General features: G+C 69.9%; 24 protein-coding genes and 1 tRNA gene. 13 read left to right on the top strand and 12 right to left on the bottom strand.

Annotated features, from left to right (window positions below; translation table 11 throughout):
• Nucleotides 1–260: 260 nt before the first annotated feature.
• Nucleotides 261–2654, top strand: a complete 2394-nt coding sequence (locus tag Aau02nite_RS08810) for a transglycosylase domain-containing protein (RefSeq protein ID WP_212987819.1) — start codon at nucleotides 261–263, stop codon at nucleotides 2652–2654.
• A gap of 147 nt (nucleotides 2655–2801) precedes the next feature.
• Here the strand turns inward: Aau02nite_RS08810 and Aau02nite_RS08805 are convergent, their stop codons facing one another.
• On the bottom strand, nucleotides 2802–3254 hold the full coding sequence (locus Aau02nite_RS08805; RefSeq protein WP_212987818.1) for a GatB/YqeY domain-containing protein: 453 nt from the start codon (nucleotides 3252–3254) through the stop codon (nucleotides 2802–2804).
• 25 nt (nucleotides 3255–3279) lie between these two features.
• Between Aau02nite_RS08805 and Aau02nite_RS08800 the strand changes: the two genes are divergently transcribed.
• A complete protein-coding gene (locus Aau02nite_RS08800; protein WP_246595004.1) occupies nucleotides 3280–4170 on the top strand; it encodes a metallophosphoesterase in 891 nt (296 codons plus the stop codon).
• A 72-nt stretch (nucleotides 4171–4242) separates the two neighbouring features.
• Nucleotides 4243–4316 (top strand) — tRNA-Pro (locus Aau02nite_RS08795).
• A 154-nt stretch (nucleotides 4317–4470) separates the two neighbouring features.
• On the opposite strand, the gene Aau02nite_RS46275 is transcribed toward Aau02nite_RS08795, so the two are convergent.
• Nucleotides 4471–4722, bottom strand: coding sequence for a hypothetical protein (locus Aau02nite_RS46275; RefSeq protein ID WP_246595003.1), 252 nt, complete (start codon nucleotides 4720–4722; stop codon nucleotides 4471–4473).
• 184 nt (nucleotides 4723–4906) lie between these two features.
• On the opposite strand from Aau02nite_RS46275, the gene Aau02nite_RS08785 reads away from it, so the two are divergent.
• On the top strand, nucleotides 4907–5779 hold the full coding sequence (locus Aau02nite_RS08785) for a hypothetical protein (RefSeq protein ID WP_212987929.1): 873 nt from the start codon (nucleotides 4907–4909) through the stop codon (nucleotides 5777–5779).
• Nucleotides 5780–5820: 41 nt separating this feature from the next.
• On the opposite strand, the gene Aau02nite_RS08780 is transcribed toward Aau02nite_RS08785, so the two are convergent.
• A complete protein-coding gene (locus Aau02nite_RS08780; protein WP_212987816.1) occupies nucleotides 5821–7383 on the bottom strand; it encodes an alpha/beta hydrolase in 1563 nt (520 codons plus the stop codon).
• A 133-nt stretch (nucleotides 7384–7516) separates the two neighbouring features.
• Here Aau02nite_RS08780 and Aau02nite_RS08775 point away from each other — a divergent pair, with 133 nt between their 5' ends.
• Nucleotides 7517–7867: a DoxX family protein gene (locus Aau02nite_RS08775; RefSeq protein ID WP_212987815.1), complete on the top strand. Its 351-nt coding sequence runs from the start codon at nucleotides 7517–7519 to the stop codon at nucleotides 7865–7867.
• Here the strand turns inward: Aau02nite_RS08775 and Aau02nite_RS08770 are convergent.
• Nucleotides 7851–9125 (bottom strand): outer membrane protein assembly factor BamB family protein, encoded by a 1275-nt coding sequence (locus tag Aau02nite_RS08770; RefSeq protein WP_212987814.1) that lies wholly within the window; start codon nucleotides 9123–9125, stop codon nucleotides 7851–7853. The two genes, Aau02nite_RS08775 and Aau02nite_RS08770, sit on opposite strands and share 17 nt — an antisense overlap.
• 68 nt (nucleotides 9126–9193) lie before the next feature.
• Here Aau02nite_RS08770 and cutA point away from each other — a divergent pair, with 68 nt between their 5' ends.
• Nucleotides 9194–9526: a divalent-cation tolerance protein CutA gene (cutA, locus tag Aau02nite_RS08765; protein WP_212987813.1), complete on the top strand. Its 333-nt coding sequence runs from the start codon at nucleotides 9194–9196 to the stop codon at nucleotides 9524–9526.
• On the opposite strand, the gene pyrE is transcribed toward cutA, so the two are convergent.
• Entirely contained in the window at nucleotides 9504–10019 is a 516-nt protein-coding gene (gene pyrE / locus Aau02nite_RS08760; RefSeq protein ID WP_212987812.1) for an orotate phosphoribosyltransferase, read from the bottom strand. The genes cutA and pyrE overlap by 23 nt on opposite strands.
• A gap of 167 nt (nucleotides 10020–10186) precedes the next feature.
• Between pyrE and Aau02nite_RS08755 the strand changes: the two genes are divergently transcribed.
• Nucleotides 10187–10483: a hypothetical protein gene (locus tag Aau02nite_RS08755; protein ID WP_212987811.1), complete on the top strand. Its 297-nt coding sequence runs from the start codon at nucleotides 10187–10189 to the stop codon at nucleotides 10481–10483.
• A 65-nt stretch (nucleotides 10484–10548) separates the two neighbouring features.
• Here the strand turns inward: Aau02nite_RS08755 and Aau02nite_RS08750 are convergent, their stop codons facing one another.
• The gene (locus Aau02nite_RS08750; RefSeq protein ID WP_212987810.1) at nucleotides 10549–11643 is read right to left on the bottom strand and encodes a glycoside hydrolase family 19 protein; all 1095 of its coding nucleotides are present in this window, start codon (nucleotides 11641–11643) and stop codon (nucleotides 10549–10551) included.
• Between the two features lie 191 nt (nucleotides 11644–11834).
• On the opposite strand from Aau02nite_RS08750, the gene Aau02nite_RS08745 reads away from it, so the two are divergent.
• Nucleotides 11835–13121, top strand: coding sequence for a methyl-accepting chemotaxis protein (locus Aau02nite_RS08745; RefSeq protein ID WP_212987809.1), 1287 nt, complete (start codon nucleotides 11835–11837; stop codon nucleotides 13119–13121).
• Nucleotides 13122–13182: 61 nt separating this feature from the next.
• Here Aau02nite_RS08745 and Aau02nite_RS08740 read toward each other — a convergent pair whose 3' ends face one another.
• Nucleotides 13183–14247, bottom strand: coding sequence for an aspartate-semialdehyde dehydrogenase (locus Aau02nite_RS08740; RefSeq protein ID WP_212987808.1), 1065 nt, complete (start codon nucleotides 14245–14247; stop codon nucleotides 13183–13185).
• 7 nt (nucleotides 14248–14254) lie between these two features.
• Nucleotides 14255–15520, bottom strand: a complete 1266-nt coding sequence (locus Aau02nite_RS08735) for an aspartate kinase (RefSeq protein WP_212987807.1) — start codon at nucleotides 15518–15520, stop codon at nucleotides 14255–14257.
• A gap of 220 nt (nucleotides 15521–15740) precedes the next feature.
• On the opposite strand from Aau02nite_RS08735, the gene Aau02nite_RS08730 reads away from it, so the two are divergent.
• The 5 genes from Aau02nite_RS08730 to Aau02nite_RS08710 all read left to right on the top strand — a co-directional run bounded on the left by Aau02nite_RS08730 (nucleotide 15741) and on the right by Aau02nite_RS08710 (nucleotide 21356).
• The gene (locus Aau02nite_RS08730; protein WP_212987806.1) at nucleotides 15741–16547 is read left to right on the top strand and encodes a hypothetical protein; all 807 of its coding nucleotides are present in this window, start codon (nucleotides 15741–15743) and stop codon (nucleotides 16545–16547) included.
• A 205-nt stretch (nucleotides 16548–16752) separates the two neighbouring features.
• Nucleotides 16753–18498 (top strand): 2-isopropylmalate synthase, encoded by a 1746-nt coding sequence (gene leuA, locus Aau02nite_RS08725; protein WP_212987805.1) that lies wholly within the window; start codon nucleotides 16753–16755, stop codon nucleotides 18496–18498.
• 106 nt (nucleotides 18499–18604) lie between these two features.
• Entirely contained in the window at nucleotides 18605–19282 is a 678-nt protein-coding gene (locus Aau02nite_RS08720) for an HNH endonuclease family protein (protein WP_246595002.1), read from the top strand.
• Nucleotides 19279–19695, top strand: coding sequence for a hypothetical protein (locus Aau02nite_RS08715; RefSeq protein ID WP_212987804.1), 417 nt, complete (start codon nucleotides 19279–19281; stop codon nucleotides 19693–19695). The genes Aau02nite_RS08720 and Aau02nite_RS08715 overlap by 4 nt, the downstream gene beginning before the upstream one ends.
• 53 nt (nucleotides 19696–19748) lie before the next feature.
• On the top strand, nucleotides 19749–21356 hold the full coding sequence (locus tag Aau02nite_RS08710) for a beta-N-acetylhexosaminidase (protein WP_246595001.1): 1608 nt from the start codon (nucleotides 19749–19751) through the stop codon (nucleotides 21354–21356).
• On the opposite strand, the gene Aau02nite_RS08705 is transcribed toward Aau02nite_RS08710, so the two are convergent.
• From Aau02nite_RS08705 to Aau02nite_RS08690, 4 genes are read right to left on the bottom strand one after another with little or no spacing between them, the layout of a single operon-like run.
• Complete coding sequence (locus tag Aau02nite_RS08705) at nucleotides 21353–22462, bottom strand: ABC transporter ATP-binding protein (RefSeq protein WP_212987803.1); 1110 nt, start codon at nucleotides 22460–22462, stop codon at nucleotides 21353–21355. The genes Aau02nite_RS08710 and Aau02nite_RS08705 overlap by 4 nt on opposite strands.
• Nucleotides 22459–23442: an ABC transporter ATP-binding protein gene (locus Aau02nite_RS08700; RefSeq protein WP_212987802.1), complete on the bottom strand. Its 984-nt coding sequence runs from the start codon at nucleotides 23440–23442 to the stop codon at nucleotides 22459–22461. Before Aau02nite_RS08700 ends, Aau02nite_RS08705 begins: the two co-directional genes overlap by 4 nt.
• A gap of 6 nt (nucleotides 23443–23448) precedes the next feature.
• The gene (locus Aau02nite_RS08695) at nucleotides 23449–24408 is read right to left on the bottom strand and encodes an ABC transporter permease (protein WP_246595000.1); all 960 of its coding nucleotides are present in this window, start codon (nucleotides 24406–24408) and stop codon (nucleotides 23449–23451) included.
• On the bottom strand, nucleotides 24405–25412 hold the full coding sequence (locus tag Aau02nite_RS08690; protein WP_212987801.1) for an ABC transporter permease: 1008 nt from the start codon (nucleotides 25410–25412) through the stop codon (nucleotides 24405–24407). The genes Aau02nite_RS08695 and Aau02nite_RS08690 overlap by 4 nt, the downstream gene beginning before the upstream one ends.
• Nucleotides 25413–25483: the final 71 nt, after the last annotated feature.

Genomic DNA, 25483 nt, shown 5'->3' with positions numbered 1-25483 from the left:
AGTCACACAGACGTCGTGCGATAGCTCGCCGGATCATCATGCTCTGTAGTCGGGCGATTACGCAACGTTGTCCCTCAAAAACGTATACCTCGGTAGTTCCGGGCATCTCGGGCTGACCGAACGACGGGAAGTTCGCGAAAACTCTGGAAAAACGCCACGCCCGGCCGAGGGAGGAGGCAGAATCATTCTGGGCAAACCGTAACCTTCGCGACGGGCGGTCACGGGTATCTTTCGCGTACCCTGCTCAGGTGACCTCCTGGATGCGCAGACGCGATCACAACATCTTCGCCAACGCGACCTCGCTGCTGATCTGCGGCCTGCTCGCGGGCGTGGTGGTGGCCGCCGCGGCGTTCCCCGCCGTGGCCATGTCCGGTCTCGCGGCCAAGGCCGGCGGAGAGACGTTCGCCAGCCTTCCGAGCGAGCTCAAGCAGGCGAGCGCCCCGCAGATCAGCCGGGTCTTCGCCTCGGACAACAAGACGCTGATCTCGGCCTTCTACGACGAGTTCCGCAGCGAGGTCCGACTCAAGGACATCTCGGTCAACATGCAGAACGCGATCATCGCCGCCGAGGACCACGAGTTCTACAAGCACAACGGCGTCGACATCAAGGGTGTCGCCCGGGCGTTCGTCAACAACAAGAGCGGCAAGTCCCAGCAGGGCGCCTCGACGCTGACGATGCAGTTCGTCCGGATGTCGCTGGCCTACTCGGCGACCAGCCCGCAAGAGGTCGTCGACGCCACCAAGGACACCCCGAAGCGCAAGATCAACGAGATGAAGTACGCGCTCCAGATCGAGAAGGAACTCACCAAGCAGAAGATCCTCGAGGGCTACCTGAACAAGGCGCCCTTCGGCAACGGCTCGTACGGCATCTTCGCGGCCAGCCAGGTGTACTTCAGCAAGAAGCCCAAGGACCTCACGGTCGCCGAGTCCGCCCTGCTGGCCAGCATGGTGAAGGCCCCGACCGCGTTCAACCCCACCACCGCCAGCGGTTACCCGCAGGCGCTGGACCGCCGCAACTACGTCATCAAGCAGATGCTCGACCTCGGCTTCGTCACGGCCGCGGACGCGAAGAAGGCCACGGCGACCAAGATCAGCCGTACGGTCAAGCGGCCCGGCAACGGCTGCGTCTCCGTGGCGAAGAACCACTGGGGCTTCTTCTGCGACTACTTCTACCGCTGGTGGCTGAGCCAGGACGCCTTCGGCGCGACCACGTACGACCGGGAGCGGCGCCTCAAGAGCGGCGGCTACCGGATCCAGACGTCGATGGACATCAAGGCGCAGCAGGCCGCCCGGGACAACATCAGCGAACGGATCTCGCAGAACAACAAGAACGCCCTGCTGCTCGCGGCCATCCAGCCCGGCACCGGCAAGGTCCGCGCGCTGGCGGCCAACCGCCGGTTCAAGCTGGACGATCCCTCGGACCCGAAGAACAAGATCTCCTCGGACCCGGCCAAGGCCCGCAAGAAGATCCGCGGCACGTACCCGAACACCACCAACCCGCTGCTCACCGGCGGCGGCGACATCACCGGCTACCAGGCCGGCTCGGTGTTCAAGATGTTCACCCTGGTGGCGGCCCTGGAGAACGGCTACCCGCTGGCCTACTCGATCAACGCCCCGGCCAAGTACGTCTCCAAGTACCGCATCGCGCCCGGCCGGTCGACGTGCAACGGCATCTACTACTGCCCGAGCAACTCCGGCGGCAAGGCCGGCGGCGTCACGAACATGTGGACGGGCTTCAGCCGGTCGATCAACACGTTCTTCGTGCCGCTGCAGGAGCGGGTCGGCGCCGAGAAGGTGGTCGACGTGGCCCAGCGCTTCGGCGTGAAGTTCCGCACCAAGACGGACATCGACCTCGGGTCCACCAAGGACGCCGCTCACCAGTGGGGCGCCTTCACCCTGGGGGTCTCGTCCTCGACCCCGCTGGAGATGGCCAACGCGTACGCGACCCTCGCCGGCGACGGGATGCACTGCGAACCGACCCCGGTGCAGCAGATCGTCTCGCAGAACAACGAGAAGATAGACATCGGCAAACCGCACTGCACCCGGGCCACCTCCCCGGACGTGGCCCGCGCGGCGCTCGACGCGGCCCGCTGCCCGGTGGGCGACAACGCCCAGCTCGGCAGCTGCGGCGGCAGCCGCACCGCGGGCCGGGCGCGCGGGATCATCGGGCACCCGATCTTCGGCAAGTCCGGCACCACCGACGCCGACAAGACGGCCTCGCTGATCATCGGCAGCAGCTCGCTGACGGTGGCCGGCTACCTGGTCAACCCGGACTACCAGAACCACAAGGACCGGATGTCGCACGATATCGTCAACCCCGCGGTGTGGGACACCTTGGACGACTACCTGCGCGGCAAACCCAAGGTCCAGTTCAAGAAGCCGGGCAGCTCCAAGATCTCGATCGGTGAGCAACGCTCAATCCCGGGCGTGACCTGCGCGACGATCGCCGGGGCCATCTCCCGGGTGGAGAGCGCCGGCTTCACCGCCTCGGTCGGCCAGGAGGTCGAGTCGGACTGCCCGAAGGGCACCGCGGCGGGCACCAACCCCGACGGCCGGACCATCAAGAACGGCTACGTCAGCATCGAGGTCAGCAAGGGCAAGGGCGACGACAAACCGGCCCCCGGCGAGAAACCGAAGCCACCAGGACGGCGCTGAGCGACGACGGCGGGCGGGTCACCTTCGGGTGGCCCGCCCGCCGCGTTTCCGGCTGCTTCGCCAACCCTCGGGTGGCCCGGCCGCCGCGTTCCCGGACGGCGGGCCGGCTTCGGGTGGCCCGCCCCGCCGCGTTCCCGGACTGCTTCGTCAGCCGAGCTGCTTGCGTACCGCTGCTGCCACCCGGCCGCCCTCGGCCCGGCCGGCCACCGCCGCCTGGGCCGCCTTCATGGCCGGGCCCATCTGGGCCTTGCCGGTGAAGCCGCCGGCCCGCAGCGCCCCGGCGACCAGCTCCGCGATCTCGTCGTCGCTGAGCTGCGCGGGCAGGTAGCGGTCCAGGATCTCGCCCTCGGCGTTCTCCTTGGCGGCCTGATCGGTGCGGCCGGCCCCGGCGAAGGCCGTGGCCGCCTCCCGGCGCTTCTTGGCCTCCTTGGTCAGCACGGCGAGCACCTCGTCGTCACTGAGCACCTTGGCGGCGTCCCCGGCCGTCTCGGCGTTGCGCACAGCGGTCAGCGCCATCCGCAGCGTCGAGGTCGTCAGCTCGTCCCGGCTCTTCATGGCGGAGTGCAGGTCATCGTTCAGGCGGTCTTTCAGCGTTCCCATGGACGGTCAAACTACTCTGGCCCTCATGCGCCGACCCCTTATTTCCCTCGCCGCTGGTGTCATCGCCGCCGGCAGCGCGGCCCTCGCCTACGCCTCGCTGATCGAACGCAACCTGTTCACGCTCCGCCGCTTCGACATCCCGGCGCTGGAGCCGGACGCCGAACCCCTGCGCATCCTGCACATCTCGGACCTGCACATGATGCCGGACCAGCACCGCAAGCAGGCCTGGGTGGCGGCCCTGATCGGCACGGACCCGGACCTGGTGGTGGTCACCGGCGACAACATGGCGTCCCCGCTGGCGATCCCCGGGGTCCTGCGCGCCCTGGACCCACTGCTGCACCGGCCCGGCGCCTTCGTCTTCGGCTCGAACGACTACCGCGGCCCGCTCTGGAAGAACCCGCTGCAGTACCTGCTCCCGGAACGCGAATACCAGCAGGGCGTCGAACTGCCGGCCGAAGACCTGCGAGCGGCATTCACGGACGCGGGCTGGGCCGACCTGAACAACGCCCGGACGATCCTGAAAGCCGGCGGCCGCTCGGTGGAACTGGTCGGCGTCGACGACCCCCACGTGGACCGCGACGACTACCCGTCGGTGGCCGGCCCGGCCTCGACAGGCGCGGACCTGCACATCGGCGTGACCCACACCCCGGCCTCCCACGTCCTGGACGCCATGGCCGCAGACGGCTTCGGCCTGCTCCTGGCCGGCCACACCCACGGCGGTCAGGTCTGCGTCCCCGGCTACGGCGCCCTGACCACGAACTGCGACCTCCCCACCGCGATGGCCAAGGGCCTGCACCGCTGGCCGAGCTCAGAAGCATGGCTCCACGTGTCGGCGGGCCTGGGCACCCACCCGACGGCCCCGATCCGCTTCGCCTGCCGCCCGGAGGCCACGATCCTGACCCTGATCCCACGCTGACCTGCGGTTTCACGGACCAGGGATACCGATTTCGCGACGGCCGAAGCGTCGGCTAGTATTGCTGAGCACGCTCGGGGTGTGGCGCAGCTTGGTAGCGCGCTTCGTTCGGGACGAAGAGGCCGTCGGTTCAAATCCGGCCACCCCGACCCTCGAAACACCAGCTCAGGGCTGGTTCTCCGCGAGGAGGACCAGCCCTGAACTGCTTCCCGGCCCACTTGTCGAGGTCCGGTTCGGAACCTTCATTACGGGCTCTTTGTCATCTCGGCTCTTCCGGCGCACAGCATCAGGTTCCGGAGCCGATCAGGCGAGGGCTTCCGGGCTGCGCCGCCCCCACCAAGCAGTGAAAAGCGCGATCGTCTGCGCCTTGATCCCGTCGGAGACCAGCCCCAGCGCCTCGCCCATCAAAGGTCTGGCCGTGTACTTGTAGACCTCTGGATGCTGCTCCACCGACGGGCACGAGCCGCCCAAGGCCGACCAGACCCGGTCGATCACGATGTCGACAACCACTTCGGCCAGGTTCTTCGGTGAGGTCCAGGCGCGCCAGATCAACACAGACCTGCCGGTTCCGCGCGTTCAGGCTCAGCGCGCCGGTACGCCGATTCCGTTCGATCCTCTCCTCGAGCCGGCGCCGCCGATCGTCGCGCGTCGGCTGCGGGTCCCACGCGAGCTGAGTCCATCCTTGCCAGCCATGGAGCGCTCCGCCGCAGCCCGAGCAGACGCACCCGGGTTCTGAGCGTTGGAGCAGTTCGACCTGTCGCCGGTTTCACCGTCCGGCGTAGAGCTGTCAGCTTTCCGGTTGCACGGAACGGTCTCCCGCACGAGGAAACCGGTGGCCGGGCAGACGCGTCGTACTGCTCGGGACGGCCGCCGTGCCGTGGCGAACTACCGACTGGGGAGCGCGCACATGAGAAGACCGATCGCGACAACTGTGAACCTCGTACTACTGGCGATCACGACCGGATGCGGGCATGCCTCGGCGGCACTACCAAGCGTGTCACCGACCTTCGCCGACGTGGTGGACGTCGACTGTTCCCCCTCCGGCACCCGGGCCTCTGCCACCCAATTGACAGTCCAGCGCGACGGCGTCCACATCCGCGTCCAGAACACGTCCGGCTCATCCGGTGTCTACCTCAACTACCGCTACGGCGAAGGCATGGGGGAGGGCGGAGGCCAGCCGGTCGGCTCGGGAACCCTGCTGGTGCTGCCCCTCGCTCCCGGGCCGGTCCAGCTGCACTGCTCGTACGACCAGAGCACCCGGGAGGACCGCCCGGTGTCGATCGACCTGCTGGACCCCGACCGGAGCTGGCGGACCGGCGCACTCGCAGCGCTCGGCTGTCCCCCGCCGGAGAAATCCCTCGTCGATTGGATATACCGGCCCGGCAGCGGGTCAACCGCTGACGCCGCCCTGGCCGCTCTCACCGCCCAGCTCGACGAACCGTCGCCCTGGCGCCACGTCCGGGAAGGCTACGAAGCCGCCGCGAGGCAGACCTACGTGCTGATGCGTGCCGGCCAGCCGTGGGCCACCGTATCGGTTACCCGTTCTGCCGCGGACAGCTATCAGGCCAGTCTCGGATCACTGTGCTCGGCGGGCAGAGTGACAGCCAGATAGCCCGGTCTCCCACAAGGGAGACCGGGCCCCGGCCGGACAGCTCACTTGCAGGCGAGGTCTCCGGCCGGGAGCTTGCCCGCCATCAGGTACGACTCCAGCGCCCCGATCGCACAAGCATTCGGCTTCGGGTGAACCAGCACCCCGTGCCCGCCGGCATCAACAGTCACCAGCACCGCGTCCGACCCCATCGCCCGCCGCATCCCCTGAGCCGTCCGCAGCGGCGTAGAAGGATCCCGCTCGTTCTGCAGAATCAGCACGTTCCGCTTTCCGGTCTCCGTCACCTCGGGCTCCGGCGCAGTCGGCCGCACAGCCCAGGCCGAGCACGGCGCGATATTCGCGGGAGCACCAGCCATCAACGGGTACGCAGCCCGATCAGCCGCCACGTTCCGGGCGTACGTCCGGACGCCCCGCGGCCAGGCCTTGTCACCACAGCTGTACGCCCACCCGGCCGAGAACAGGTTGTCCTGCGGAACCCCGGACAGCGTGCCCTGAGCAACGAGCCCGTTGGCCAGCCCGGCCAGGAACGTACGGTCGGCGTCGGTGGCCCGTCCGGCGGCAACGTTGCCGGCCGCCCGCCACAGCTGTGCCATCGGCGCCGCCTCGGCCCCCGTCAGGCTGGCGTCGCTGTACGACAGCTGCCACGTGAACATCCGGACGAAGTTGCCGTTGATCGGCGCCTTGGTCTCCGCCAGCGTCACCGGCTTACGGTCGAGGGCGGCCGTCAGCGCCAGGTAGTTCTTCCGGACCTCCCGCGGGGTGGTGCCCAGCCGCACGGTGTCAGCCTGCGCAACGCCGAACGCGGCCAGATCAGGCCACCGGTCCTCCATCGCCCCGCTGAAGGCCTGGAAGTCGGCGTATCCACGTTCGTTCGGGTCCACCGAGCTGTCGATGACCATCCGGTCGATCGTCCGCGGGAACAGCGCGCGGTACATCGAGCCGACGTACGTGCCCCAGGAGATGCCGTAGTAGGAGACCGTGCGCTCGCCCAGGGCCCGGCGGATCTGGTCCATGTCGCGGGCGACGTTGGCGGTGGTCAGGTGGGGCAGCATCGGGCCGGAGTTCGCGGCGCACTGCTCGGCCATGCGCTTGGCGTACGACACGTTGGCGGCGATCGAGCCGTCGGCGGCCGGGAAGGACAGGATGCCGTACTGCAGGTCCCGGACCAGTTCGTCGGCGCCGCGGCCGCAGCTGATCGGGGTGCTGTGGCCGATGCCGCGCGGGTCGAAGGCCACCAGGTCGTAGCTGGCGCGGACCTCGGCCGGCAGCAGTCCGCCCAGCGCGGTGGGCACGTCGAGGCTGGCGCTGGGGCCGCCGCCGTTGGTCATGAGGACGCCCTTGCGCTTCGCCGGGTCGGCCGCCGGGATCCGCGAGATCTCGATCGCGATGGTGCGGCCGTGCGGGTGGCGGTAGTCGAGCGGCACCCGCAGCGTCGCGCACTGCTGGGGAGCCGGCGCGCCGGTCGGGCAGGAGCCCCACTTGAGCCCGGACGCGGCCGGGCGCGCGGTGGGCGCCGCGGCTCCGGCCGGCGCGAACGAGGTGACCGCGACTGCTGCCGCGGCGGCGACCAACGCCAGGCGGCGGAGCGAAGAGGTGTGTGAACTCATGGTCGAAACCCTAGGCAGGACAAGGACGGGCTTCGATCCATCTGGCTGCCCACCGCAGGTACAGCCAGCTGGATGGCGTCACATTCCGCCGGGCCGGCTCGTCCTGTTCGTATCGAGCCCAGGAGGGACGTTCATGTTCGCTGCTTACGTCACGGTCACCATCATCGGCGCTGTCTTCACCGGCGCCGCCGCCGTCTTCTATCTGATCGGCCACGACTTTCCCAAGACTCAGGCCGACATGAAGCGGGTTCCGCGGTCGTGGGTGCCCCGGCTGGGCTGGTGCCTGGCGGCTGGTTCACTCGGGCTGCTCGCCGGCTTCGCCGTACCGCTGCTCGGCGCCCTCGCCGCCGCCGGTCTCATCCTCTACTTCGTCGGTGCGTTCATCGCGCATCTGCGGGTGGGCTCCCGTCAGCTCGTGGGCCCCGCCGTCTTCCTCACCACCTCGATAGCCGCCTTCGTGCTGAACCTCAGCTATCACGCGTGAGCTGCCAGACGTTCGCCGGCCCGTTGCGGTTCGCGCAGGCCAGGTAGGCGGCAACGGCCAGGCAGCGTTCCAGGGACATGCCGTCGAGGCGGCCGATCGTCCGTACCTCGTCGGCCGGTCCGACCTCCTGGATCCAGGTGCGCCCGGGCTCCGCCGTGTCCAGCCGCAGCAGCAGAGCACCCACCTGCTCACTGAGGCCCAGCATCGACCGCACCCGGCCGGTTGCCGGATCGAGCAGGGCGCGCCGCGGGATTCTCCCGACGCCGATGACCAGCAGCCGGGGCGGCCCGGGGATCCCCAGCGCGACGGAATCGCGGCCCGACCGCCAGCCTGTGCTGATCCATCGTGGTTCGCCGGTGCCGGCGTCCAGCACCGTCATGCCCGAAACCGTCGATACACACAAGGACGCGCCACACTCCGTCGGCTGGCCGAATATCTTCGCCGGGCTGCGCCACAACGGCCGGAGGTCGGTGAGCCGGTACGCCGTCACGGATCCGACGCCGCGCTCCCGGCGGGTCACGTACAGCCGGTCCCCGTACGTCTCGAAGCGCACGGTGCCGCCGTCCCCGACGTACCGTTGCGGATCCCAGGCGAAGCCGAGGTCCGCGGTCGCCCGCACCGCACCGTCGGCGGCGTCCAGCACGGCGGCGCGGCCCTGCTGGTCCACAGTGAGGATGCCGCCGGCGTCGTCGACGTCGAGGTAGCCGAAGGCGTCGAGGCGGCGGGACCACAGCGGTTGCCCGGTCCGCAGGCTGGTTCGCTCCAGGACGGCATGTTCGGATCTGGCGTGGGTCGAGGTCATCAGGACGCTGTCGCCGATCACCCTCAGCACCGTGGTGGCGCCCGAGGTCCGCCGCCACAGCAGGGTGCCCGTGTCGCTGTCGAGGAACGAGACCTGGGTGTACTCGGGCGAGACGACTGTCAGGACGCCGGCGTCGGTGAGTTCGAGGTCGCCCACGGACTGCGGCAGGGCGGTGGTCCACTGGACCGACCGGTCGGCCAGCGAATACCGGCGTACCTGGGCCTGCCGGCCGACGAAGCTCGACGTGAACAGGGCTGAGGGCGCGAGCGTGAAGGCGCCCGCCAGGTCGTCGGTGACCAGGATCGAACGCAGCCGGGGTGGCTCGGCCGGCGCCGATCCGGCCAGCGCCAGCACGGCGAGCACGGCCAGACCCAGGGCCGTCGGCCGCCGGCGGGTGGTGCCGGGAGATGGTGGTGTCTCCGGTACGGCGGAAGCGTCGCCGAGATCGATCACCACCCGTCGAGCATGGCACCGCGGCGGCACTGTGGACAGCGGCCGGTGCGCCGAACGGCAGAATCCTCACCATGAGCGACGAACAGATCTGTGAGGTTGTGGTCACCGCTGCCGACGGCGAGTGGCTGGCCGGATTCACCCGCCGCCTCGTCGAGGACCGGCTGGCCGCCTGCGGGCATCAGACCACCGCGATCCGGTCCGTCTACCGCTGGGAGGGTGCGGTGCACGACGAGCCGGAGGCCCGCGTCGCCTTGCACACGCGGGCCTCACTGGTGGAGCGGATCGTCGCGCGGGCCGATGCCGAGCACCCGTACGACGTACCGTGCGTGCTCGCCCTGCCCGTAGCGGGCGGTAATCCCGCCTACCTGGAGTGGGTGCTCGCTATGACAGATCAGCCCGGGTGAGCAGCGCCCGCAGCTTGATGCCCTCCTGGGCCAGCGCCTCGGCGCCGCCCTCCTGGCGGTCGATCACGCACAGCGCATGGTCGACGTGCGCGCCCAGCTTGCGCAGCTCGCCCGTGGAGATCACCACCTGGCCGCCGGAGGTGACGACGTCCTCGACCACCAGCACCCGGCGGCCGGCTACCTCGGCGCCCTCGGCGAGGCGCGCGGTGCCGTACTTCTTGGCCTCCTTGCGGACGAACGCGCAGGGCAGCTTGGCGTGCCGGCCCAGGGCCGTCACCACCGCGATACCGCCCATCTCGAGCCCGGCCAGCACCTCGGTGCCCTCGGGGATCAGCACCGCCATCTGCTCGGCGAGCCGGTCCAGCAGCACCGGGTCGGCCTCGAACTGATACTTGTCGAAGTACTCCGTGGCGGTGCGGCCGGAGCGGAGCACGAACTCGCCGGTCAGCCGGCTCACGTCGCGGACCTGCCGCGCAAGGTCAGAGTCAGTCACAAGAGAACAGCCTGTCAGGCCCGGTGCGGGCGACACCGCCGGGGGCCGGGGACCGCCGCAAACAAAAGTCACCCGTACGCGTAGTTGATCTGCGGGCGCGCATGAAGCCTGTCCCATTTCGGCTATTTTGCGGGCTATAGGCCATTAATTTCGCTGAAAGGCTTGTCGTGACACCCTTCGCGCTGCTCTTCCTCCTGGCCCTCGCCGGCTCCACCTGCTTCGCCCTCGGCCGCGCCCTCGGACGCGGCGAACGCTACGAGAAGGGCTACCGCGAGGGCTTCCGCGACGGCGAGACCGGCTCACTGGCCCGGGCCGCGCGACTCATCCAGATCAACGAGCGCCGATCGATCGCGCCCGCGCTCGAGTCGATGCTCGTGCCCAGCACCGTACCCCAGCAGTTGCCCGCCCGGTCGGTGAGCCCGGCCGTCGTCGGGGTCCCGGCCCGGCCGCAGCTCGCGCTCTGAGCAGGACAAACGGCAGAGGGGGTACGGCCGCAGCGACCGTACCCCCTCCCGCCCCTGAGTGACGATCAGCAGGACAGGTTGCCGCCCGGGCTCACGCCGAGGATGCCGGCGAACCTGTTGTAGGCGTCGATCCGGCTCTGCACCTGGGCGGGGTTGCCGCCGTTGCACTCCAGCGAGCCGTTGATGCTGCGGATCGTCTCACCGAATCCGCGGCCGTTGACCATGGCGTCGTGCGGGGTCATCGTGCCCGGCCCGCGCTGGGTCATCCAGTACCAGACGGCGGTCTGGTACGCGATCGACGCCTCGTTCTTGACCCGGTCCGGGTTGTTCAGCAGGTCGATGCCGAGCGCGTCGCCGGCCGCCTTGTAGTTGAAGTTCCAGCTCAGCTGGATCGGGCCGCGACCGTGGTACGCGCTCTGCCCGGCCGGGCACCCGTACGACTGAGACCGGTCGCAGTACAGCGGCCAGTTCGCCTGGTTGATCTCCTCGACGTAGACCAGGCCGCCGGACTCGTGGTTGATGTTGGCCAGGAAGGCCGCGGCCTCCTGCTTCTTGACCGTGTCACTGCCGGTCTTGGTGAACGCCGGGTACTTCTTGACCGCGTCGATCAGGCCCGCGTACGAGTAGAACGGGATCCGGCTCGGGAACATCTGGTTGAACTGCGCCTCGCTGACCGGGAAGCCCCCGGACCCGACGGGCGGCGGGGTGGTCGTGCCGCCGCCGGAGCAGGTGTACGGCTCCCAGTACCAGGTGCTGATGACCGGGTCGTAGCCCGGGTTCTCGTTCTTGGCCCGGTAGTAGCCGCCGTTGGTGTACCGCACGATCGAGCCGGCCGGGTAGAACTGGCCGGCCACCCAGTTCGGGTGGTTGCAGGTCGTGTTGCCGGGCGGGGGCGTGGTGCCGCCGCCACAGGCACCGTTGTCGGCCCAGACACCCGTGCCGCCGGTGCTCGGCGCCTCACCCTGGGTCCACCACTTGGCGGTCCAGTTGCGGCCGTTGTACGAGGCCCGCTGAGTGCCGGTGTAGACCGCCGAACTGTTGTAGGCGGCGACGCAGGCCTCGGCCGCGTTCGATGCCGTCATGGGCAGTACAGCCGCGGCGGCGCCGGCCAGGGCGACGCTGAGCGTGGCCACGATCGATAGGAGCCGTTTTTTGGACATGGCTCACCTTCCGTGCGTCGGGGGACGCGCACTGGTGCGAGAAGAGCGGGGAGTTACATCGACTCAACTAGATCCGAAGGTATTTGTAAAGAAACTTCAAGGATTAATTCGGGCAGCAACCGGGGGGCTACGGCCGGACACCGGGGACGGCACATCCTGATCCCGGACCCCGCCATGTGAAAGGTGCAGCGATGACCCTGCTCAGCCGTCTCGTTCCCGACGTCACCCTGTCGGAACAGGCTTTCGCCGCCCGGCACCGCGTGCTACGGCTGCTGCTGTGGACACACGTGCCGGTGATCCTCACGCTGGGCTTCTTCACCGGCGAGCTCGGCCCGGGACACCACGCCACCCTGCTGCTGGGCGTCCTCGGCGCGGTGCTGGTCTGCGGGGTCATCTCCGGCACGGCCGCGACCCAGCGCGGCCGGGCCATCGCCACCAGCGTCGGTTTCCTGCTGGCCACGGACGCCCTCGTGCACGCCGGCGGCGGAATGATCGACCTGCACTTCCACTTCTTCGTGGTGATCGCCCTCATCGGCCTCTACCAGGAGTGGATCGCCTTCGCGCTGGCCGTGTTCCTGGTCGCCGCGCACCACTTCGGCGTCGGCCTGATCGCTCCCGAGCTGGTCTTCGCCCACACCGACCACAGCGCCGAGGGCGTGCTGGGCCGCGCGTTGCTGCACACCTTCTTCGTGCTGGCGATGGCCGCCGCCCAGGTCACGTACTGGCACTTCGACGCCGAAGCCCGCCGCGAGAACGAGCGCCGGCAGGCCGCCCAGGCCGAGGAGAACGCCGGCCTGCTCCGCGCCGCCGCCGACGAGGCCGCCCGCCGCGAGGAGGCAGCCCGCGCCGAGGCCGCATCCCAGCTGGACCGGGCCGAGCAGATGGCCGTCCGCCTGGAGGACGTCCTGCAGCACACCAGCGAGACCGGCGCCCGCCTCCGCACCGACGCCGACGAGGCCCTGAGCGGCTTCGAATCGGCCCTGTCGGACGTGGCCCGCATGGTCGAGCACGCCAGCGACCAGGTCGGCACGACCCTGTCGGACGCCGACGTGGCGCTGAAGTCGCTCGAGGAGTTGCGGACCTCGGTGGCCGACATCGCCACGATCGCCGGCCTGATCCAGGCGGTCGCGGACCAGACCAACCTGCTCGCCCTGAACGCGACGATCGAAGCGGCCCGGGCCGGCGAGGTCGGCAAGGGCTTCGCGGTGGTGGCCAGCGAGGTCAAGCAGCTCGCCGGCCAGACCGCGGAGGCCACAGCCCGGATCGAGTCCACAGTCAACGAGGTCACCACGGGCGCGGCCGCGGTCGGTGCGGCAGTGTCGGGGATGACGAGCCGGCTCAGCTCGGTGGCCGACGCCCAGCGCCTGGCCTCCTCGGTCATGGGCGAACAGGTGACCCTGGCCGGCCAGACCCGCGGCCTGGTCATCAGCGCGGCGGACGAGGTGGCCCGCTCGGCATCGGCCGTCAGCGTCCGCTGACCCTGTCCATCGGAACGCCGCAGACGCGGGACGGACCGGCTGCCGCGACCGAGGTGGCCGGTCAGCCCTTGGCGATCTCCGCGGCCAGCAGCTCCGCGATCTGCACAGTGTTCAGCGCCGCGCCCTTGCGCATGTTGTCGCCCGTGATGAACAGGTCCAGCGCTCGCGGGTCGTCCATGGCGCGGCGGATGCGGCCGACCCAGGACGGGTCCGTGCCGACCGCGTCGATCGGCATCGGGTATTCGCCCGCTTCCGGGTCGTCGACCAGGATCACGCCCGGGGCGTTGCGCAGGACCTGGCGGGCGCCCTCGGCGTCCAGTTCCGAGCCGAAGACCGCGTGCACCGCGATCGAGTGGCCGGTCACCACCGGGACCCGGACGCAGGTTGCGGAGACCTTCAGGGCCGGCAGGTTGAGGATCTTGCGGGATTCGTTGCGGAGCTTGAGCTCCTCCGAGGACCAGCCGTCCGTGGCCAGGTCGCCCGACCACGGGACCACGTTCAGGGCCATCGGGGCGGTGAACGGGCCCAGGTCGTCGCCGACCGCCTGGCGGACGTTGCCCGGGCGGGAGCCCAGTGTCCGGTCGCCGGCCACCTTCATCAGCTGGTCGTGCAGGGTGTCCACGCCGACCTGGCCGGCCCCGGACACCGCCTGGTAGCTCGCCAGCACCAGCTCGCGCAGGCCGTACTCGCGGTGCAGCGGGGCGATCGCCATGATCATGGCCATCGTGGTGCAGTTGGCGTTGGCGACGATGCCGCGCGGGCGGCGCCGCAGCTCCTCCTGGTTGACCTCGGGCACGACCAGCGGGACGTCGGTCTCCATCCGGAACGCCGAGGAGTTGTCGACGACCGTGACACCGCGTTCCACCGCGATCGGCGCCCACTGGATCGACACCTCGTCGGGCACGTCGAACATCGCCACGTCGACGCCGTCGAAGACCTCGGGGGTCAGCTCCCGGACGACCAGCTGCTCGCCGCGGCAGGACAGCTCCTTGCCGGCCGAGCGGGCGGACGCGATCAACCGGATCTCGCCCCAGACGTTGCGGCGCGAGGTCAGCAGCTCACGCATGACCGTGCCGACGGAGCCGGTGGCTCCGACGACAGCCAGCGTGGGCTGCTGCTGCGGCATCCGGTGCTTACCGGCCGGTCCCGGCGTAGACCACCGCGGTCTCGTTGCCCCCGAGCTCGAACGTGTCGTGCACCGCGCGTACCGCCGTGTCGAGGTCGCTGTCGCGGCAGACGACCGAGACCCGGATCTCCGAGGTCGAGATCATCTCGATGTTGACCCCGGCCTCGCCGATGCAGGCGAAGAACGACGCGGCGACACCCGGGTGTGAGCGCATGCCGGCGCCGATCAGCGACACCTTGCCCACGTGGTCGTCGAAGAGCAGCGACTTGAAGCGGGTCTGCTCCTTGATCTTGTCCAGGGCGGCCATCGCGGTCGGGCCGTCGGCCTTGGGCAGCGTGAACGAGATGTCGGTGCGGCCGGTGCCCTCGGTCGACACGTTCTGCACGATCATGTCGATGTTGATCTCGGCCTGGGCCACGGTCTCGAAGATGCGGCCGGCCGCGCCCGGCTCGTCGGGCACACCGACGATCGTGATCTTCGCCTCGCTGCGGTCGTGGGCGACCCCGGTGATCAGCGCTTGTTCCACTCCCGCGTCCTCCATCGATCCGGTGACCAGCGTGCCCTGCTTGTTCGAGTACGAAGAGCGTACGTGGATCGGCACCTTGAACCGGCGCGCGTACTCCACGCATCGCAACATCAGCACCTTCGCCCCGCCCGCGGCGAGCTCGAGCATCTCCTCGTAGGTGATCTGCTTGATGTGCCGGGCGTTCGGGACGATCCGCGGGTCGGCGGTGAAGACGCCGTCGACGTCGGTGTAGATCTCGCAGACGTCGGCGTGCAGCGCCGCGGCCAGCGCGACAGCGGTCGTGTCGGACCCGCCGCGGCCCAGCGTGGTGATGTCCTTGGTGTCCTGCGAGACGCCCTGGAAGCCGGCCACGATGGCGATCGCGCCCTCGTCCAGCGCGGTGCGCAGCCGGCCGGGGGTCACGTCGATGATCCGGGCCTTGCCGTGCACCGAGGTGGTCAGCACGCCGGCCTGCGAGCCGGTGTAGGACCGGGCCTCGTACCCCAGGTTGTGGATGGCCATCGCCAGCAGCGCCATCGAGATGCGCTCGCCCGCGGTGAGCAGCATGTCCAGCTCACGGCCGGGCGGCAGCGGGCTGACCTGGTTGGCCAGGTCCAGCAGGTTGTCGGTGGTGTCGCCCATCGCGGACACCACGACGACCACGTCGTCACCGGCCTTGCGAGCGGCCACGATGCGCTCCGCCACGCGCTTGATGCGCTCGGCATCAGCGACGGACGAACCGCCGTACTTCTGCACCACGAGGGCCACGGCAGCCGGCTCCTTTCCACCCCACACGTGCCGACGCCGCCTGGCCAGGAGATCAGCGGCCCGGCGGCGCCAGTCGGTCAATCGCCACCAGACTAGCCGCGGGCGTCGCGATCGCTGACACGCGATCCCAGATTCCGGCCGCTGCGACGTACGACACGCCGGGAAAAGGTTCCGGTGCCCGCAACGACCGGTCCGGGCGACGAGAGGCGAGAATGTCTCGATGCGCTCCCGCCCCGCCAAGCGTGTGTTGCCCGCGCTGGCCGCCGCCCTGCTCACCCTCGGCGTCTCCGCCTGCGGTGACTCGGCGCCCGCGCAGGAGCCGACCCCGTCGCCCCCGCCGTCCGCCCCGGCCCCGGACCAGGACGCCCGGGTCGCGCTGGCCGCGCGGGCCGCGCTGGCCGAGGACCACCGCTTCTCCGCGATGTACACGCTCGAGACGCCGGGCTTCGCCCCGCGCTCGGTCCTGGCGACGGTCGCGGTCGACGGATCCTGGCGGGTGGACATCCCGTCCGGCGCCCTCGGCGGTACGGCTGACGTGTCGATCGCGCAGCTCCCGGCCGGGGTGTTTCAGTGCGCCATCCCCTCGGCGACCAACCCGGTCAGCCCGTCCTGCGTCCGGGTGGCCGACGCCGGCAAGAAGGTCCCCCGCGAGTACGACCCGAAGGTGCAGCGGGTCTTCCGGCAGTGGCTGCCGGTCTTCACCGACCGCCAGTCGGCCCTGTCGGTGACCGCCGCCCAGCCGCTCCAGGGCTCCACCGGGCGGTGCTTCTCCATCGACACGATCTCCGCCTCGCTGTCCGCGCCGGTCGACGTCGGCATCTACTGCTACGCCGACAACGGCCTGCTCACCGCGGCCCGGGTCAAGTTCGGCACGCTGCGGATCGCGGGTGCGCCGGCCGCGGCGCCGGCGTCGATCGACCTGCCCGGCCCGGTGACCGGCGGCGAGCCCCTGGGCCAGGACGCCCCGCCGCCCCCGCCGGTGATCGAACAGCCGGTGGTGCCGTCCGAGCCGGTACCGTCCGCGTGAAGCCGTACGCCTGAGCTCCCGCTTCCCACCATCCGGGCGTAGGGTTGGGCAGGTCCAAAATGATCACGTAGGGTGACGTTCGACATGTGGCAGGCGCTTCTCCTTCGCTGCCGCGACGAGGCCCCATCCCAGGCCGGCACCTCGTCGCGGAGTTGACGCGCGCCGGTCGTTCCTCGGAACTGACCACTTTTCAGGAGCCCTCACCATGTCTTCCTCCACGGATGTAACCGGCGACCCCATCGCGCGTCAGCGCCCCAGCCGGATGCCGTTCCAGCGTTACCAGCCCTACCAGCAGCAGTTCGCCGTCGACCTGCCGGACCGGCAGTGGCCGGCCCGCCGGATCGAGGCCGCGCCCCGCTGGTGCGCGGTCGACCTGCGCGACGGCAACCAGGCCCTGATCGACCCGATGTCCCCCGAGCGCAAGCGGCGCATGTTCAACCTGCTGGTCGCGATGGGCTACAAGGAGATCGAGGTCGGCTTCCCGGCCGCCAGCCAGACCGACTTCGACTTCGTCCGCCAGCTCATCGAGCAGGACCTGATCCCGGACGACGTCACCATCCAGGTGCTGGTGCAGTGCCGGGAGCACCTGATCGACCGCACCTTCGAGTCGATCCGCGGGGCCAAGCGCGCCATCGTGCACTTCTACAACTCGACCTCGACGTTGCAGCGCCGGGTCGTGTTCGGCCTGGACAAGGCCGGGATCACCGACATCGCGACGACCGGGGCGCGGCTCTGCCAGAAGTACGCGGAGATCCACACCCCGGACACCGAGATCTTCTACGAGTACTCCCCCGAGTCCTACACCGGCACCGAGCTGGAGTACGCGCTGGAGATCTGCTCGGCGGTCATCGACGTCATCGACCCGACCCCGGACCGCCCGCTGATCATCAACCTGCCGGCCACGGTCGAGATGGCCACCCCCAACGTGTACGCCGACTCGATCGAGTGGATGCACCGGAACCTGCCGCGGCGCGAGAGCATCATCCTCAGCCTGCACCCGCACAACGACCGGGGCACCGCCGTGGCCGCCGCCGAGCTGGGCGTGCTGGCCGGCGCCGACCGCGTCGAGGGGTGCCTGTTCGGCAACGGCGAGCGCACCGGCAACGTGGACCTGGTCACGCTGGGGCTGAACATCTTCTCCCAGGGCATCGACCCGATGATCGACTTCTCGGACATCGACGAGATCAAGCGCGCGGTGGAGTACTGCAACCAGCTGCCCGTGCACGAGCGTCACCCGTACGCCGGGGACCTGGTCTACACGGCGTTCTCCGGCTCGCACCAGGACGCGATCAAGAAGGGCCTGGGCGCGCTGCAGGAGGAGGCGACCGGGGCCGGCGTGGACGTGGACGCCTTCACCTGGGGCGTGCCGTACCTGCCGATCGACCCGAAGGACGTGGGCCGCAGCTACGAGGCGGTCATCCGGGTCAACTCGCAGTCCGGCAAGGGCGGGGTGGCGTACATCATGAAGGAGGAGCACAAGCTCGACCTGCCGCGACGGCTGCAGATCGAGTTCTCCGGCGTGGTGCAGCACTTCACCGACGCCGAGGGCGGCGAGGTCGGCCCGCAGCAGATGTGGGACATCTTCGCGGGCGAGTACCTGGTCGACCACCAGCAGTTCGGCGTGATCGAGCTGGAGCGCTACAGCACGGCCACGGTGGACGGCAAGGTCGAGATCGACGCGGAGATCCGGCACCGCAACACCCGGCGCCCGCTGGCCGGGGTCGGCAACGGGCCGATCGACGCGTACGTGCAGGCCTTGCAGCCGCTGTCCATCCAGGTACGGGTCCTCGACTACGCCGAGCACGCCCTGTCCTCCGGGCACGACGCCCAGGCCGCCGCGTACGTGGAGTGCGAGGTCAACGGTCAGACCGTCTGGGGCGTGGGGCTCGACGCCAACATCGTCACCGCCTCCGTCAAGGCCGTGACCAGCGCGGTCAACCGCGTCCGCTGAGCATTTGTTCCGCGCGCCGCCCAGGTTCACCCGGGCGGCGCGCGGAACGAACCCGGCACGGATGACGAGTTGCGCCAAGCGGGCGTAGGCCGCATACGCTTACTTCGTGCCCCCTCGTATCACTCCTTTGTGGACCCTGCGTGTCGCTGCCGCCCTGCTGACCGTGACCGTCGCCGCCGGTTGCGAAATACCCGCCGAGAACGGTTCGGGCTCCGGCTCGGACTCGACCGGTGGCACCGCCACGACTTCCGATCCCGCCGAGGCTCGCCGGAAGCTCGACGCCCTCAAGGTCGTCACGAAGACCGGCTCGATGCGCGGGTACAGCCGGGCCAAGTTCCCGCACTGGAACAGCACCGGCAGCAACTGCGACATCCGCGACACGGTCCTCAAGCGCGACGGCACCAAGGTCAAGGTCTCCGGCTGCAACGTGGTCGCGGGCACCTGGGTCAGCGTCTACGACGGCGACAAGATCACCGACCCGAGCAAGGTGGACATCGACCACGTGGTGCCACTGGCCAACGCCTGGCGCTCGGGCGCGGCCGCCTGGACCACGGACCAGCGCGAGGAGTTCGCCAACGATCTGGACGATCCCCAGCTGGTTGCGGTTTCGGCGGCGTCGAACAGGTCAAAGGGTGACCAGGACCCGTCGACCTGGAAACCCGAGCAGACCGGCTCGTGGTGCCAATACGCTCAGGACTGGATCGTGGTGAAGAGCCGGTGGAAGCTCACGGTCACCACCGAGGAGAAGGCCGAGCTGAAGAAAATGCTGGAGAAGTGCCGATGACCGAGTCCAAGCCCGCCACCGAGACCACCACCGAGCCCGCCGCTCCGGCCGCGGCTCAGCCCACCGCGCCCGCGGCCGGGACGGAGGCCGCCCCCGAGCCCGGCCCCGCAGCTGAGGCCGCTGCACCTGAGGCCGCCACCGCCCCCGCGGCTCCCGCCTCCACGGCGACGAGCCGAACGACCGACATCGTCGCCGGTCAGGGCGGAGTGATGACGGACGAGGTCGGTGTCATCACGGGCGAGGTGACCCTCCTGACCGAGCTGGCCGGTGACCAGGTCACCATCCGCGCGCAGTACAAGGACGCGGACGAGTGGTACACCGTGACCGGCGCGAAGACCACCGTCAAGGACCCGGCCGACCTCGACGCCGTCCATGCGATCGCGGTCGGGCTGCTGAACCGGCCCGAGGGCTGATCAACTGCACGGAACCTTTACAGATAGACGAGCCCGAATGTAGCGTCGGGCTCGTGGCCAGACCTGTCGTGACCCGCATGCTCATCGTCGTAGCTCTCGGGCTGCCCGCCGCCGTACCCATCGCTGCACTGCCCACCGCCGCCTCGGCCGCTCCGGCGGCCGGCGCGGTCCCGGCACTCGGCAGTGTCATCCCCGCGCCCGTCGAGGTGCGGCCCGTCGCCGGTGCGGACTTCCGGCTCGGGCCGCTCACCGTGATCCGCACCCAGCCCGGTTCGGCCGCCGCCCGCGCCGTCGGCGATCAGCTCGCCCGCGCGCTGCGTCCCGCCACGGGCTACCCGTTGCCGGTCCTGCCCGCCGCCCCGCGCGTGCTGCCCACGATTTCGCTGCTGCTGGGCGCCGGGGAAGCGCAGCTCGGGGACGAGGGCTACCGGCTCAGCGTGGACCGCCGCAGCATCACCATCCGGGCCAACAAGCCGGCCGGGCTCTTCGCCGGCACGCAGACCCTGCGCCAGCTGCTGCCGCAGGAGATCGAGTCCCGGACCCCGGTACGCCGGTCGTGGAGCGTGGCCGGTGGCAGCATCGTGGACCATCCGCGGTTCGCGTACCGCGGGTCGATGCTGGACGTGGCGCGGCACTTCCACACCCCGGACGAGATCAGGGCGTACATCGACGAGATCAGCCGGTTCAAGATCAATCACCTGCACCTGCATCTCTCGGACGACCAGGGCTGGCGGATCCAGATCGACAGCTGGCCGCGGCTGACCACGGTCGGCGGCGGACCCGGCACCGGCGTCGACGGCACCGGGCCCGGCTACCTGACCAAGGCCGACTACCGGGACCTGGTCCGGTACGCGGCCGCCCGGCACATCACGATCGTGCCCGAGATCGACATGCCCGGTCACGTCAACGCCGCCCAGGTCGCCTACCCCGAGCTGACCTGTGACGGGGTGGCGCCGCCGCCGCGTACGGACACCGCGGTCGGCTACAGCTCGCTGTGCATCGGCTCCGAGACGACGTACCGCTTCGTGGAGGACGTCATCCGCGAGCTGGCCGCGCTGACCCCGGGGCCGTACCTGCACATCGGCGGCGACGAGGCCCACGCCACCACGGACGCCGACTACCTGACGTTCCAGCAGCGGGTGCTGCCGCTGGTCGCCAAGTACGGCAAGACCGCGTACGGCTGGAACGAGATCACCCAGTCACCGGCCTCCGCCAACGCCGTGGCGCAGTTCTGGGACACCGCGACCACCAACCCGACCGTGGTGGCCGCCGCCGCCCGGGGCACCAAGGTGGTCATGTCCCCGGCGAACAAGGCGTACCTCGACCAGAAGTACGACCGGAACACCCCGCTCGGACTGTCCTGGGCGGGCTACATCGAGGTCCGCACCGCGTACGACTGGGACCCGGCGACCCACCTCACCGGCCTGCCCGCGTCCGCGGTGCTCGGCGTGGAGGCACCGCTCTGGTCGGAGACGCTGCGGAGCCTGGACGACATCGAGTTCATGGCGTTCCCCCGGCTGCCGGCGATCGCCGAGCTCGGCTGGTCACCGGCGAGCACCCACGACTGGGAGTCGTTCCGCGCGCGGCTCGCCGCGTACGGCCCACGGTGGACCGCACGCGGCGTCGACTTCTATCCCTCGCCGCAGATCGACTGGAGCTAGGGCGCCGGCAGGTCCGTCCGGGTCTGGATCAGCTCGGCGCCCACATCGGGTGCGGTGTCCGAGTCCGGGCGGACGATCTCCGCGCGTACCTCATGCATCTTGAGCTCGCCGCTGAGGATCTCCTCGGCGTAGTGGCAGGCCACCCGCTGCCCGGAGTCGTCGAACACCCGCAGCTGCGGCCGCTCGTCGGCGCAGCGGGTGGGCTGCGCCCACGGGCAGCGGGTGTGGAACCGGCAGCCGGTCGGCGGATTGGCCGGCGACGGCAGGTCGCCGGCCAGCAGGATCCGCTCCCGCCGGTCCTCCACCTGCGGGTCCGGGACCGGCACGGCCGACATCAGAGCCCGGGTGTACGGGTGCAGCGGCCGCTCGTACAGCTGGTCGCCGTCCGCCTCCTCGACCAGGGAGCCCAGGTACATCACGCCGATGGTGTCGGAGATGTGCCGGACCACGGCCAGGTCGTGCGCGATCACCAGGTAGGTCAGTCCCAGCGACTCCTGGAGGTCACCGAGCAGGTTGACCACCTGGGCCTGGATCGACACGTCCAGCGCGGACACCGGCTCGTCGGCCACGATCAGCTCGGGGCCCAGCACCAGGGCCCGGGCGATGCCGATCCGCTGCCGCTGCCCGCCGGAGAACTCGTGCGGGTACTTGTTCAGCGCCGAAGCCGGCAGGCCGACCGAGTCCAAGGTGGACTTCAACCGCTTCTGCACGTCGGCCTTGTCCTTGTGCAGGCCGTGCGCCTTGAGCCCTTCGACCAGCAGGGACTCCACCGACTGCCGGGGGTCCAGACTGGACAGCGGGTCCTGGAACACCATCTGGATGCGGCGCCGGAAGAGCCGCATCTCCTCGCCCTTGAGCGAGCGCACGTCCGTACCGTCGAAGGTGATCCCGCCGCTGGTCGGCTCGACCAGCCGGAGCAGGCCGCGGCCCAGCGTCGACTTGCCACAGCCGGACTCGCCGACCAGGCCGTAGGTCTCACCGCGCTTGACCTTCAGCGAGACGCCGTCGACGGCGTAGACGTAGCCGACCGTACGGTCGAAGAGCAGTCCGCTCTTGATCGGGAAATGGACCTTGAGGTCGTCGATCTCGACAAGTGCTTCGCTCACGCCGGCACCTCCTGCGGTACGGGGTTCGTGCACCGCAGCGCGCCGCCGCGGAAGGTGGGCTCGAGAGGCACCGTCTCGCCGATGCAGGCGTCGTTCACCCGGTCACAGCGCGGCGCGAAGGCGCAGCCCTCCGGCCAGGGGATGTTGTCGCTGACCGAGCCGCGGATCTGGTGCAGCCGCCCACCGCGGTCGACGTCCAGCCGCGGCACGGACTGCAGCAGCCCATGGGTGTACGGGTGCCGCGGCTCGGCGAACAGGTCGTGGCGCTCGGCCCGCTCGACCACCTTGCCGGCGTACAGGACGTTGACCGTGTCGCAGAGACCGGCCACCACCCCGAGATCGTGGGTGATCATCACCAGCGCCGTGCCGGACTCCTCGACCAGCTGCTTGAGCAGGGTGAGGATCTGCGCCTGGATGGTCACGTCCAGCGCCGTCGTCGGCTCGTCGGCGATCAGCAGGCGCGGCTTGCAGGCCAGGGCGATGGCGATCAGCGCCCGCTGCCGCATGCCGCCGGAGAGCTGGTGCGGGAACTCCTTGAGCCGCCGCGTCGGGTCCGGGATGCCGACCGCGTCGAGCAGGTTCCGGGCCTCCCGCAGCGCCGCCTGCCGGGTCCGGCCCTGGTGGCGTTCCAGCACCTCGGCCACCTGCAGGCCGAGCGGCAGCACCGGGTTCAGCGAGGACAGCGGGTCCTGGAAGATCATGCCGATGTCCCGGCCGCGCCGGTCCCGCAGCTCCTGCGGGCGCAGCTTGAGCAGGTCGGTGTCCTCGAAACGGACCTCACCGGAGACCTTGTTGCCGCGGCGCGGCAGCAGACCCATGATCGCCAGGCTGGTCACCGACTTGCCGCAGCCGGACTCGCCGACCAGCCCGACCGTCTGGCCGGGTTCCACGGTGAAGTTGACGCCGTCCACCGCGGTGAAGGGCTTGGCGCCCTTGCGCTGGAAGACGACCGACAGATCACGAACGTCGAGTAGAGGCATGACTGGTCACCGCCGGTTCTTCGGGTCGAGCGCCTCGCGCATGCTCTCGCCGAGCAAGGTGAAGCCGAGGGCCACAAAAATGATCGCCAGGGCGGGGAGATAGGCCAGCTCCGGGCGGACCTCGAAATACCGTACGCCGTCCACGCCGAGCATCAGGCCCCACTCGGCCCGGTTGATGTCCGGGTCGCCGAGGCCCAGGAACGACAGCGCGGCCGCGTCCAGGATCGCCACCGCGAAGGTCAGGGTGGCCTGCACGATGACGGCGGTGAGCGAGTTGGGCAGCATGTGCCGCAGCACGATGTCGCGGCGGCGCACGCCCAGCGCGCGGGCGGCGAGCACATGGTCGCTCTCCCGTTGCGCCAGCATCGACCCGCGCAGCAGCCGGGCGAAGATGGGCACGTTGACCACCGCCACGGCGATGATCACCGTCCATTGCGTGGACCGGCTGGCCAGGGCGACCAGCGTGATCGCCAGCAGCAGGCTGGGCAGGGCCAGCATGACGTCGGTGAGCCGCATGATCAGCACGTCGAGCCAACCGCCGACGGCGCCGGCGATCGCGCCGAGCACCACGCCGAACAACAGGCCGATGAACGTGGCCAGGACGCCGACGAACAGCGTCTGCCGGGCGCCGTAGATCATCCGGGACGCGAAGTCGCGGCCCAGCGGGTCACTGCCCAGCGGATGCCCGGCAGTGGCGCCCGGGATGGAGTCGACGGTCAGGTCCTTGGTCAGCTCCGGGAATCGCTGCACGGGGTCGTGCGGGGCCACCAGCGGCGCGAAGATCGCGATGATCAGGAACAGCAGGATGATGATCGCGCCCACCATGGCGGTGGGGTTGCGCAGCAGCCGGCGGCCGGCGTCGCGGATCAGGCTGACCCCGCCGGCCTCGGACGTCCGGGCGGTCAGCTCCTCGATCCGGCGGCGCTTGTGGTCGGCGAGCGTCGAGATCCCTCCGATTCCGCTCACTGCACACGCACCCTCGGGTCGATGACGGCGTACGAGAGGTCGACCAGCAGGTTGACCACGATGAAGACGACTGCGGCGAGCAGGATCAACGCCTGGAGCACCGGGTAGTCACGGCCGCCACTGATCGAGTCGGTGATCAGCGTGCCCAGCCCGCCCCAGTTGTAGACCTTCTCGGTCAGCACCGCGCCGGCCAGCAGCGCACCGGTCTGCAGGCCGATGGTGGTGACCACCGGCAGCAGGGCGTTGCGCAGCACGTGCCGCTTGCGGATGGTGGTGTTGCGCAGGCCCTTGGCGTCGGCGGTACGGATGTAGTCCTCGTCGAGGACGTCCAGCACGCTCGCCCGGGTGATCCGGATGATGATCGCCAGCGGGATCGTGGCCAGGGTGATGGCCGGCAGCACCAGGTGCCAGAGCGCGTCGGCGGTGGCGTCGAACTCCCGGGTCAGCAGCCCGTCCAGCACGAAGAAGCCGGTCACGTCCGTGTTGTCCATGCCGGTGGTGATCCGGCCGGACGGCGGGAAGATGTGGATGTTCTGCGTCAGCAGGTCCTTGAGCAGGTAGCCCAGGAAGAAGATCGGGATCGAGATGCCGATCAGCGTGACGATGATGGTGGCGTTGTCCAGCATCCGCCCGCGGTAGCGCGCCGCGATGTATCCGAGCGGGATGCCCAGCCCGATCGCGATGATGATCGCCGCGACGGCCAGCTCGATCGTCGCCGGGAAGGACCGGCTGATCACGTCCATCACCGGCTCGCCGGTGCGGATGGAGTTCCCGAAGTTGCCGGTCACCACGTTTTTGACGAAGCGGCCGTACTGCGTCCAGATCGGCTGGTCATAGCCGAGGGCCCGGGTCAGCAACTCACGGGTCTGCGGGGTCGCGCGTTCGCCCAGCAACGCGTCGACAGGCCCGCCCGGAAGGCTGCGCAGCCAGAAGAAAACCAGCGTGGTCAGGGCGATGAGCGTGACGACCAGCTGGATCAGGCGGCGCAAGATGACTCTCACCATAAGGAATGACGCATCCTGTCAGAATCGCGCCGGACGGCCCGGCCCGGGAGATCATCCCGGGCCGGGCCGCG

Origin of the sequence: Actinoplanes auranticolor (assembly GCF_018332655.1) — a bacterium.
Taxonomy (GTDB): Bacteria; Actinomycetota; Actinomycetes; order Mycobacteriales; family Micromonosporaceae; genus Actinoplanes; species Actinoplanes auranticolor.
This window is presented reverse-complemented; position numbering and strand designations above follow the sequence as displayed.

What these genes read in the sequence shown, in the direction of transcription:
- Aau02nite_RS08810 (WP_212987819.1), top strand. Translation starts at nt 261, where the DNA reads ATGCGCAGACGCGATCACAACATCTTCGCCAACGCGACCTCGCTGCTG.
- Aau02nite_RS08805 (WP_212987818.1), bottom strand. Translation starts at nt 3,254, where the DNA reads ATGGGAACGCTGAAAGACCGCCTGAACGATGACCTGCACTCCGCCATG.
- Aau02nite_RS08800 (WP_246595004.1), top strand. Translation starts at nt 3,280, where the DNA reads ATGCGCCGACCCCTTATTTCCCTCGCCGCTGGTGTCATCGCCGCCGGC.
- Aau02nite_RS08780 (WP_212987816.1), bottom strand. Translation starts at nt 7,383, where the DNA reads ATGAGTTCACACACCTCTTCGCTCCGCCGCCTGGCGTTGGTCGCCGCC.
- Aau02nite_RS08775 (WP_212987815.1), top strand. Translation starts at nt 7,517, where the DNA reads ATGTTCGCTGCTTACGTCACGGTCACCATCATCGGCGCTGTCTTCACC.
- cutA (WP_212987813.1), top strand. Translation starts at nt 9,194, where the DNA reads ATGAGCGACGAACAGATCTGTGAGGTTGTGGTCACCGCTGCCGACGGC.
- Aau02nite_RS08750 (WP_212987810.1), bottom strand. Translation starts at nt 11,643, where the DNA reads ATGTCCAAAAAACGGCTCCTATCGATCGTGGCCACGCTCAGCGTCGCC.
- Aau02nite_RS08745 (WP_212987809.1), top strand. Translation starts at nt 11,835, where the DNA reads ATGACCCTGCTCAGCCGTCTCGTTCCCGACGTCACCCTGTCGGAACAG.
- Aau02nite_RS08740 (WP_212987808.1), bottom strand. Translation starts at nt 14,247, where the DNA reads ATGCCGCAGCAGCAGCCCACGCTGGCTGTCGTCGGAGCCACCGGCTCC.
- Aau02nite_RS08730 (WP_212987806.1), top strand. Translation starts at nt 15,741, where the DNA reads ATGCGCTCCCGCCCCGCCAAGCGTGTGTTGCCCGCGCTGGCCGCCGCC.
- leuA (WP_212987805.1), top strand. Translation starts at nt 16,753, where the DNA reads ATGTCTTCCTCCACGGATGTAACCGGCGACCCCATCGCGCGTCAGCGC.
- Aau02nite_RS08715 (WP_212987804.1), top strand. Translation starts at nt 19,279, where the DNA reads ATGACCGAGTCCAAGCCCGCCACCGAGACCACCACCGAGCCCGCCGCT.
- Aau02nite_RS08700 (WP_212987802.1), bottom strand. Translation starts at nt 23,442, where the DNA reads ATGCCTCTACTCGACGTTCGTGATCTGTCGGTCGTCTTCCAGCGCAAG.
- Aau02nite_RS08690 (WP_212987801.1), bottom strand. Translation starts at nt 25,412, where the DNA reads ATGGTGAGAGTCATCTTGCGCCGCCTGATCCAGCTGGTCGTCACGCTC.